The organism is Microcystis sp. M44BS1, assembly GCF_020244875.1.
Lineage (GTDB): Bacteria > Cyanobacteriota > Cyanobacteriia > Cyanobacteriales > Microcystaceae > Microcystis > Microcystis panniformis.
Map to the genome: position 1 here is coordinate 1 of NZ_JADBVM010000275.1, position 3016 is coordinate 3016.

The following is a 3016-nucleotide window of genomic DNA, read 5'->3' on the forward strand; positions in this document are numbered from 1 at the left end:
AAGGAAAGTTGTTTGACTTCCACTGAGTCAAAGCGGTAGTTATTGGCTTCGTTGATAGGGAGTTGAATTAATTCAAAGAAGATAGAGGGGAATGATTGAAAGAGTTGATAAAAAATCGTGTCAGTTTTCATGCTTTTATTTCTGAACCTCCCCCCTAGTATTATACTAGCTATGGCTAAAAGTCTTACAGAGCCTGAGTTAAAATCTTCATAAGGGTTTTGTTAATTTTTTAGTATTTCTGTATGGAGCAAGTCCAGGAATACTGACTCCTAACCCTCAACCTTTTTCAGCCAGCCCTAATTAAGTAGGTGGGTGGAATTAAATATAAGATGAACGTAGGTTGGGTTGAAGCATGAAACCCAACGCCCGATTATGTTACGCTACCGCTAACCCATCCTACAAATAATTGTGCCTCCCTAATTATATATTGGCCTCAAAAACGGGACAATAGCCTTCGGCAACCACTTTAAAACCGTAGAGGGGAGAAGTGGGATTCCAGCAGCGCTGACTTTTGTAGTGGACACAGACACGACAGCAATCCATCTCCTCTAAAGCTTTGGTGATACGATTGGGACTCTCGCTTAATAATTCCCGTTGGGAGACTCCCCGCAATAATAATTCTTCCCCTTGCCAGCGCGCTTCTACCAGTCCCGTATCGGCGAAATTACTCCACCGGGGATCCCGGGTGATCGGCTCTGGTAAAGTGATAGTGATGATCGAATCCGATTCATTTAATTCTCCCTCATAGTGACTGGGGGCCGGGGGTGTCGGTTGCAGAAAGCGATCGCCAATAGGCAATTCTACCAGGGTTCCCACGGCCGGAGAATGGAGTTGATAACGGCTTTGTAATTCTTCTAAACTGGTCAAATCCGCTAGATATAGGGGCGAGCCATGGACGAACATGATATGCTGCGGTCGCAGGTTATGGATTAGTTGGGTGGTGTTGCGACTATCGCTATGTTCCGCGAGTAGATAGGTTTCTTGGCTAATTAATCGCGAACGCTGTGCCGCTTTTAATCGGGGATTCTCTAGGTTGATATCGTGCAGGTGTTGGGGAACTAAGATTAACCAGGGTTTATCCCCTTGCAGATATTTACTCACCTCCTCTAGGCGATCGATTAGTAAAATGATCGGAGTGGTTCCCCCTAGAGGTGTCGGTTTTTCTGGCAACCTTCGCAACCGGGGACAGATGCGCTCATCCCAAAATAAGGGCTGATGTTTGGCAAAATTCTGGACAGATGCGGGAAATTGTGGTAAAATTTCTAGGTAGGCATCGCAGGCTTTAGCGATCTTGCCCCCAACCCAGATATCAATGTCGCGGCCCGTGAATTGGTGGTGCGATCGCAGTAATTTTAAAATTTCTTGACCCAATCCCAAAGCGGGGACGGGTAGTAAAACATTTTGCCCCTCAGCGATCGCATGATAGATGCGATTCATCAACTGTTTTTCCTGCTGTCGTCGGTGGGGATGGCGTTCTGTGCCGTAACTGCCTTCAATAATCAGCACATCGGGGGATATTCCCCGCAGCAGATCGATCGATAATCCTTCCACCAGTTGAAAATTAGATAGGGAAAAATCGCCGGTATAGAGGACTTTATAGGTGCGTTTGGGGGTTTTGTAGGTGAACAGGACTACGGCGGCCCCGGGTAGGTGGCCGGCCGGAAAAATCTCGACGGTGAGATCATCAAAGAGAGCGAACGGTGATCGCCATGGCCAACCCTGACAGAAACTGTCGATTTCCTCGGCAGAATCGGGCCATTGTAGGGGCAGCAGTTGTACTGTCACCTCACTGGCATAAACTGGCAATTGGGGATAGGTCTGATGGAGAGCCATTAACCCACGGATGTGATCGCTGTGGGCATGACTACAGAACACCAGATCCACGGGGGGTTTTTTATTTTGGGTGAGGGGTTGCATATCGGCCAAACCGCAATCTAAAAGTATGCGATAGGGACCGATTTTCAGTAGGAGACAAACCCCTTCTGATGCGTGACCGACACCAAAAGGTAAACAGGATAAAAGGGATTTTGACCCCCAGACAGCAGTAGAGCGTTGAACCATGGCAACCCTGATTATGATGACTGGTTAGTGAGCGGAACCGTTGCCATCGTAGTTATCGCTATCATAAAAACCGTTGCGGGTGCCGAAAAAGAGACAAGAGACGGTGAATACAGCCGTTAGTGCCAACAGGATTAATTTGATGTCCATATAATTAGTGCAACTCCTCAGAGGGTAATCTCCCCTCATACTAACCCAACTTTTTCGCTTGTTAGCAGCTAGGTTTCGGATTTGTCCCTGGGCGCTCACCCTCTTTCCCCCACCATCGCCCGGTCTATGTTAATAATTAACGAAGGCAGCAAGCGGAGGGCAGGAGTCCGTTTTTGTAACGGGGATTTATACTCCGCTCCAAAAACTTTTCGCCAACCAGGAGCGAGGTTTTAGACCTGTCCATTAGTCACATCTTTCTTAACATTTCAAACCTTTGTAGCACAGGGCTTTCAAGACTCGGTTAACAATCTGTAATATTCCTTGTTGACACCCTTAATGACAAAGAAAAAACTGAAATCAAGTCAGAATAAGGGTTGGAGTCCTGACTGACCAAATTGTTAAGCAAGATCTCTATAAGGGATAGGTTTTAGACAAGGGTTGTGTGCGATAATTTTAGTTAATTTAAAAGTCTTGAGCAAAACTAATGGCTCTTCTGGTTTCTGTGTGGAAACGAGGTCTATACTGATAGTTTATTTAACCAAATAGTCCTAAAAGTCTTTCCCAGTAAACATTTCACGATTTCATAAGCAAAAATTATCACACAAAGTCGAGAAGAGCCAAGCTAATCCCAAGTCACAGGACTACTTTTCTGTATCTCATCGAAAATTTTGGGTCTGAAACCCCGTCGTTCTACGACGGCTTTACTGTTAAATATGAGCATCGTTTACGAAATATATGCTAAAATGTGAGACATGGAAAAAGCCTATTCTTACCGATTTTACCCCACACCCGAACAAGAGTCGCTATT

Annotated in this window: 4 protein-coding genes; 1 reads left to right on the plus strand and 3 read right to left on the minus strand. The window is 45.7% G+C overall.

Translation table 11 applies throughout. The annotated features are described in order from the left end of the window. From IM515_RS20890 to IM515_RS20900, 3 genes are all read right to left on the minus strand, one after another. Nucleotides 1-131 (minus strand): DUF2887 domain-containing protein (locus IM515_RS20890; protein ID WP_287683282.1); only part of this gene is annotated, 131 nt, incomplete at its 3' end. 289 nt (nucleotides 132-420) lie between these two features. Then, on the minus strand, nucleotides 421-2061 hold the full coding sequence (locus IM515_RS20895; protein ID WP_287628620.1) for an MBL fold metallo-hydrolase: 1641 nt from the start codon (nucleotides 2059-2061) through the stop codon (nucleotides 421-423). Between the two features lie 24 nt (nucleotides 2062-2085). Further along, nucleotides 2086-2208, minus strand: a complete 123-nt coding sequence (locus IM515_RS20900) for a DUF8629 family protein (protein ID WP_002737208.1) — start codon at nucleotides 2206-2208, stop codon at nucleotides 2086-2088. Nucleotides 2209-2960: 752 nt separating this feature from the next. Here IM515_RS20900 and IM515_RS26005 point away from each other — a divergent pair. Then, nucleotides 2961-3016: helix-turn-helix domain-containing protein (locus IM515_RS26005; protein ID WP_353737097.1), on the plus strand; the 56-nt coding region annotated here is incomplete at its 3' end.

Excerpts from the sequence above, each read along its gene's own strand:
- IM515_RS20895 (WP_287628620.1), bottom strand. The coding sequence starts at position 2,061 with ATGGTTCAACGCTCTACTGCTGTCTGGGGGTCAAAATCCCTTTTATCC.
- IM515_RS20900 (WP_002737208.1), bottom strand. The coding sequence starts at position 2,208 with ATGGACATCAAATTAATCCTGTTGGCACTAACGGCTGTATTCACCGTC.